General features: G+C 68.5%; 6 protein-coding genes and 1 pseudogene. 4 read left to right on the top strand and 3 right to left on the bottom strand.

Annotated elements, in window-relative coordinates; all coding sequences use genetic code 11:
• The 3 genes from ACLL9L_RS02025 to ACLL9L_RS02015 form a co-directional block, all read left to right on the top strand.
• Positions 1-393 (top strand): ATP-binding cassette domain-containing protein (locus ACLL9L_RS02025; protein ID WP_411282974.1); only part of this gene is annotated, 393 nt, incomplete at its 5' end.
• 54 nt (positions 394-447) lie between these two features.
• On the top strand, positions 448-1737 hold the full coding sequence (gene mmsB, locus ACLL9L_RS02020) for a multiple monosaccharide ABC transporter permease (protein ID WP_411282973.1): 1290 nt from the start codon (positions 448-450) through the stop codon (positions 1735-1737).
• A gap of 81 nt (positions 1738-1818) precedes the next feature.
• Positions 1819-2925, top strand: a complete 1107-nt coding sequence (locus ACLL9L_RS02015; RefSeq protein WP_411282972.1) for a substrate-binding domain-containing protein — start codon at positions 1819-1821, stop codon at positions 2923-2925.
• A 145-nt stretch (positions 2926-3070) separates the two neighbouring features.
• Here the strand turns inward: ACLL9L_RS02015 and ACLL9L_RS02010 are convergent, their stop codons facing one another.
• Both ACLL9L_RS02010 and ACLL9L_RS02005 read right to left on the bottom strand, forming a co-directional pair.
• A complete protein-coding gene (locus ACLL9L_RS02010; RefSeq protein WP_411282971.1) occupies positions 3071-3925 on the bottom strand; it encodes a GNAT family N-acetyltransferase in 855 nt (284 codons plus the stop codon).
• On the bottom strand, positions 3864-4514 hold the full coding sequence (locus ACLL9L_RS02005; protein WP_411282970.1) for a hypothetical protein: 651 nt from the start codon (positions 4512-4514) through the stop codon (positions 3864-3866). The genes ACLL9L_RS02010 and ACLL9L_RS02005 overlap by 62 nt, the downstream gene beginning before the upstream one ends.
• 101 nt (positions 4515-4615) lie before the next feature.
• On the opposite strand from ACLL9L_RS02005, the gene ACLL9L_RS02000 reads away from it, so the two are divergent.
• Positions 4616-5815: an RNA polymerase sigma factor gene (locus tag ACLL9L_RS02000; RefSeq protein ID WP_411282969.1), complete on the top strand. Its 1200-nt coding sequence runs from the start codon at positions 4616-4618 to the stop codon at positions 5813-5815.
• 42 nt (positions 5816-5857) lie between these two features.
• Here the strand turns inward: ACLL9L_RS02000 and ACLL9L_RS01995 are convergent.
• Positions 5858-6004 (bottom strand): annotated as a pseudogene (locus ACLL9L_RS01995) (4-hydroxy-3-methylbut-2-en-1-yl diphosphate synthase); the annotation flags it as partial.

Here is a 6004-nt window from a genome sequence, read left to right as displayed (position 1 = left end):
GGTTACCGCAAGAGCTTCAACATCAAGGCGCCCAGCGTGACCTCGGGCGTCGGCAAGCTCTCCGGCGGCAACCAGCAGAAGGTCGTGCTCTCCAAGTGGATGTACACCGACCCCCAGCTTCTGATCCTCGATGAACCGACCCGGGGCATCGACGTGGGCGCTAAGTTCGAGATCTACGGGATCATCCAGAAGCTCGCCGAGGAGGGCAAGGGCGTGATCCTCGTCTCGTCCGAGCTGCCCGAGCTGCTGGGTCTCTCGGACCGGATCTACACGATCTTCGAGGGCGCCATCACCGGCGTGGTCGCCAAGGCCGACGCCGACCAGGAGTCGCTCATGCGCCTCATGACACGCGCCTCGGCGGGCAGCGCCACACCGACCGCCGCCAGCGCCTGACTCCCCCACCCACCACGAGACAGCCCACCACGAGACAGCCCAGGAAGACATCCCATGAACACGGTCAAGAAGATCTTCGGTGGCGACACCCGACAGCTCGGCATGATCTTCGCCCTCGTGGCGCTCATCATCTTCTTCCAGATCAGGACCGGCGGCCTCACGCTGACGCCGGACAACGTCATCAACCTCTTCCAGGGCAACTCCTACATCCTCGTCCTGGCGATCGGCATGGTGCTGGTGATCATCGCCGGCCACATCGACCTGTCGGTGGGCTCGATCGCCGCCTTCGTCGGCATCGTCGTGGCCATCACCATGCGTGACTGGGGCCTGCCCTGGTTCGTCGGGGTCCTGCTCGGCCTGGCCCTCGGCGCCCTCATCGGGGTCTGGCAGGGCGTCTGGGTGGCCTACGTCGGCATCCCCGCCTTCATCGTCACCCTCGCCGGGATGCTCATCTTCCGCGGGGCCAACCAGTTCGTCGGCAAGTCCAACACGATCCCGGTGGGCAAGGACTTCCAGGTCATCGGCGCGGGCTACCTGCCCGAGGTGGGCCCGAGCACGGGATACAACAACCTCACCGTGCTCATCGGTCTCCTGCTCGTCGCCGGTGTCGTGTTCGGCGGGGTCCGCAGCCGCAGCGCGCTGCGCAAGGTCGGCGCCGACCTCGAGCCGTCGTGGATCATGTGGCTGCGGCTCGGGCTGGTCAGCGTGGCCATCATCGCGGCGACCCTCCTCTTCGCCTCGGGCCGCCGGGGCACCTCCTTCCCCGTCTCGGGCCTCATCCTGGGCGTCCTCGTCCTGCTCTACGGCTTCATCTCGACCCGCACCATCATCGGCCGCCACATCTATGCGGTCGGCGGCAACCGCCACGCCGCCGAGCTCTCGGGCGTGCGCAGCAAGAAGATCAACTTCCTCGTCATGATGAACATGGCGATCCTCGCGGCCCTGGCCGGGATGATGTTCGTCGCCCGCTCCAACGCCTCCGGCCCCTTCGACGGCGTCGGCTGGGAGCTCGACGCCATCGCCGCCGTCTTCATCGGCGGCGCGGCGGTCACCGGTGGTGTCGGGACGGTCATCGGCTCGATCATCGGTGGCCTGGTCATGGCCGTGCTCAACAACGGCCTGCAGCTGCTCGGCATCGGCGCGGACGCGACCCAGATCATCAAGGGTCTCGTGCTCCTCATCGCGGTCGCCTTCGACGTCTACAACAAGTCGCAGGGCAAGCCGTCGATCATCGGCATGCTCACCAGGAACATGCGTCGCAGCTCCTCAGTCCAGGAGAGCCCGCCACCGAACGCCGCGACCGAGGTCCAGTCGACCTCGGAGACGATCTCGCGCGGCGCCTGACCACCCCCCATCTCGTGCCGGGCGCCGCCCGGCACGCACCACCGCGCGTCATTGCCGACGCGCCGAAAGGAAAGAGAGCACATGCGTCCCTTCGCCAAGGTGCTGGCAGTCACATCCGTGGCCGCCCTTGCCATGACCGGTTGCGCTCGGGCCAACGACACCGCGGGCACCGGCGGGTCCGGTGCGACCGGCGGGTCATCGGCCTCCGGGTTCGCGGCTGACGCCACCATCGGTGTCGCCCTGCCGCAGAAGACCTCGGAGAACTGGGTCCTGGCCGAGAGCCTCTTCAACACCCAGCTGGCAGCCGCCGGATTCAAGGCCGACGTGCAGTTCGCCAACGGTGGCGTCTCGGAGCAGCAGAACCAGATCCAGGCCATGATCACCAAGGGTGCCAAGGTCATCGTCGTCGGCGCCATCGACGGCTCGCAGCTGGGCACCCAGCTCAAGGCCGCGAAGGACGCCGGGGCCCAGGTCATCGCCTATGACCGCCTGGTCAAGAACACCGACGCGGTCGACTACTACGTCGCCTACGACAACCGCAAGGTGGGCCAGCTCCAGGGCCAGGCCCTGCTCGACGGGATGGCCAAGAAGAAGCCCAACGGTCCCTACAACATCGAGCTCTTCGCCGGCTCGCCCGACGACGCCAACGCCCAGGTCTTCTTCGACGGGGCCATGGACGTCCTCAAGCCGAAGATCACGGACGGCACCCTGGTCGTCACCTCGAAGCAGACGGACTTCCAGCAGGTCGTCACCCAGGGGTGGAAGGCCGAGAACGCCCAGAAGCGGATGGACACGCTGCTCACGGGCAGCTACACCAGCGCGACCCTCGACGGCGTCCTGTCCCCCAACGACACCCTTGGTCGCGCGATCATCACCTCGGTCAAGGCTGCCGGAAAGCCGGTCCCGGTCGTCACTGGTCAGGACTCCGAGGTCGAGTCCGTCAAGTCGATCATGGCTGGTGAGCAGTACTCCACCATCAACAAGGACACGCGCAACCTCGTCAAGGACACGATCACCATGCTGACCGCCATGCAGAAGGGTCAGAAGCCGAAGGTCACCGACGAGAAGTCCTACAACAACGGCGTCAAGGTCGTCCCGGCCAACCTGCTCGCTCCGGTCATCGTCACCAAGGAGAACGCCAAGGAGGCCTACGCCAACGACCCGACCCTGTCCAAGGTCACCGGCTGATCCTCGGTTCGCCCCAGGCTTTGTCCTGGCGTGCGGGCCCGCCCCCCGACCCGGGGGCGGGCCTGCCCCGCGGGTGGGGCACCACGGCATACTCCCACCTGTATGCCGGGCAGCCGCCGGCCCGGCTCAGAGGAGCACGGTCAGCTCAGAGGAGCACGGTCATGAAGGTGTCGATCTCCTCGAAACCGATGGCGCGGTAGGTCGCTCGCGCTGGCGCGTTGTAGTCGTTGACGTAGAGCGTGACCAGCGGGGCGACCCGCTCGATGATCAGGGCCGTGGCCGCCGCCATCAGCGGACCGCCGAGGCCCTGGCCCCGCAGCCTGGGCGCGAGCCAGACGCCCTGGATCTGGGCGGCGCCGATCGCCGCTGAGCCGACGTCGGCCTTGAAGAGGACCTCCCCGTCCTCGACCCACACGAAGGTGTGTCCCTCGGTGACGAGCCCCGAGATGATGGCCCGGTAGCCGCGGGAGGAGCCGTGATAAGGCGGGTAGCCAATCTCGTCGGTAAACATCGCCGCGGCTGCGGGCAGCACGATGTCGACCTCGTGGCCACGCGCCGGGCGCACCCGCGGGTCGATGGCCACCCCGAGGTCACGCGGGTGGGTCGAGGTGGCCAGCAGCGGCTGAACGGCGCGGATTGCCCGGGGGGCGCCCCAGTGCGGCGCCAGCTGGCCCCACATCGCCTCGACCTGGGGGCGCAGACCGAAGATCGAGGCGCACCCCCGGTGCCACCGCCGGACCCGGGTGGCTAGCGCCTCGATCGCCTCGTCGTCGCACTCGACCGGGACGACGTTCGAGGAGACCCAGCACACCCCCGCGAGCTCCCTGCCGGGGCGGTAGCCGAACAGGGATCCCGGCATCGAGTGCAGGGCGCCCTCCTCGATCCGTGAGGCGACGAAGACGTTGGCCGCCGGGGTACGGGCGCACAGCTCCAGGGCCTCATCTCGATCGCCGATCGACAAGGCCTGCACGGGAGAGCCGATGCGCAGCACGAGGTACATGGTGCCTGTCGTTCGGATCGCTGTCGACCACCACGGTGCCGGGGGCGTCGCCGCGGCGGAACATCCCGCGCCCGCCGAAGGCCATGGCGAGCCCCAGCACCGCGGCCCCGACGAGGATCTGCGCGGTCCTCGGTGCGATGACAGTGGGGTCCGTGCTCTCGAGGAACCACGCCAGCCCCGACGGAGCGAGCAGACCGACTCCCCCGACGAGAACCGTCACCGACACCGGTCCGCGACCGGCGAGCGACCAGCCGCCCAGGAGAAGCACCGGGAGGAAGACCAGCCCGGGACTCATGAAGAGCATCAGGGACGGGATGGCCGTGAGGCGCCACCAGCGGCTGCGCCCAGCCTTCCCGGCTCCGGTGACGACCCCGAGGCAGAGCCCCGCGAGCCCGGCCGTGCCGACGATCGAGAGCGTACCCTCCCAGCTGAACTCCGGTGCGGAGGTGATGAGCCCCATCCAGATGCGGGCGGCGACACCCCACGCGATCCCCCACGACAGGCCGACTGCCGCATGGCGCCGGATCACCGCGCCTCCGGTGGACCGTCCGTTGGTGCGCAGAGCCCCGGACGCCGATGCGCTGTCCACTGGTTGATCTCCTTGTCGCTCGATGTGCCCCACACATGAACCGACGGTTGCGCGGCCAGCACGGGCGACAGGTCCGGGGCACAAACTTTCCCGGGACCTGCTTGTCACCCGACGCCCCGGCTCGCGCGTCTGTCGTGACGATGGAGGCGTATGCCGCGGTGTCCGGCGAGGCACTCAACGAGACACCCCACGGGGGTCGGACGATCGATGTGGATGCTCTGGTCGTCTCGCTCTTTCGCACCGAGGGCAGGCGTCTGGTCTCGCTCGCGGGCTTCTTCGTCGACGACCGCACGGCGGCCGAGGACCTCATGCAGGAGGCCTTCATCCGGCTGGCCCGCAGCGGACACCGCATTCACGACGAGGCGCGCGCCGCGGCATACCTGCATTCGATCGTCATCAACCTCGCCCGGGACCACAACCGGCGCGGCCTCGTCTCGCTCCGGCACCGCCCACCTGCCCATCCGGCCGAACCCTCGGCGGAGGAACGGGCCACCCACCAGGAGGGCCGCCTCGAGGTCATCCGCGCGCTGCGCTCCCTGCCGACCAGGCAGCGCGACTGCGTGGCGCTGAGGTACTACCTCGACCTGTCGATCCCCGACATCGCGGCATCCCTGGGCCTGTCGGCGAACTCGGTCAAGACACACCTGCAACGAGGCCTGCGCGCGATGGGCCAGAAGCTGGGGGGGGACGCGATGAGCGCTCTCGAGGAACGCCTGCACGACGCCCTGCACGAGGGCGACGGCCGCCCGGTCTCGCCCGACCTGTTTGCCCGGGTCGTCGACAGCATCGCCGACGACCGCACCCGCCGCCGACGGACCGGGCGCACCGTCCTTGCCTGGGCGTGCGGTCTCGTGACCGCCGCCGCCTCGGTGCTGATCCTCACCCCACGACGCAACGGAGGACTCGACATGCCCTGGTGGATTCTCGAGATGGTGACCACGCTGGCACTCGTGGCGATCGCGCTGTGGCTCGGCCCGTTCATCAAGCGGTTCGGGCGGGCCTACGCCGCGGACGTCTTCCATGACAACCCGCAGACCGGGAAGAACTACATCGTCCTGACCGACATCGTCTACTACCTGATCTTCACCGCCTACATCCTGTTCACCGTGCAGTTCGAGCAGGCCGAGGGGTGGCGGGGTTTCACCGGCCAGGTGACGGCGGCCCAGATCACGTCCGAGGTCGCGCGGATCGGCGGGATCCTGCTGGTCGTCGGGATCCTCCACGGGCTGAACATCATCCTGATGCCCGTCCTCGGTCGGCTCTTCTCGCTCAACCGGAGATTGCCCGAGCACCCGAGTTGACTGCCGCTCGGCGTTCTCCCCGGCCCGCAGGGGGGCCGACGCTCAGCTGACGGTGACGACGGGCTTCCCGCTGTCGGCCTCGTCAGGCTGCTCCATGCTCTCGGCGATGCGCATGGCCTCCTCGATGAGGGTCTCGACGATCTCGCTCTCGGGGACGGTCTTGATGACCACGCCCCGGACGAAGATCTG

The sequence above is a fragment of the Lapillicoccus sp. genome (genome assembly GCF_046595215.1).
Taxonomy (GTDB): domain Bacteria; phylum Actinomycetota; class Actinomycetes; order Actinomycetales; family Dermatophilaceae; genus Lapillicoccus.
Note: the sequence above shows the minus strand (reverse complement) of the source record. Positions and strands in the feature narration are given on the sequence as shown.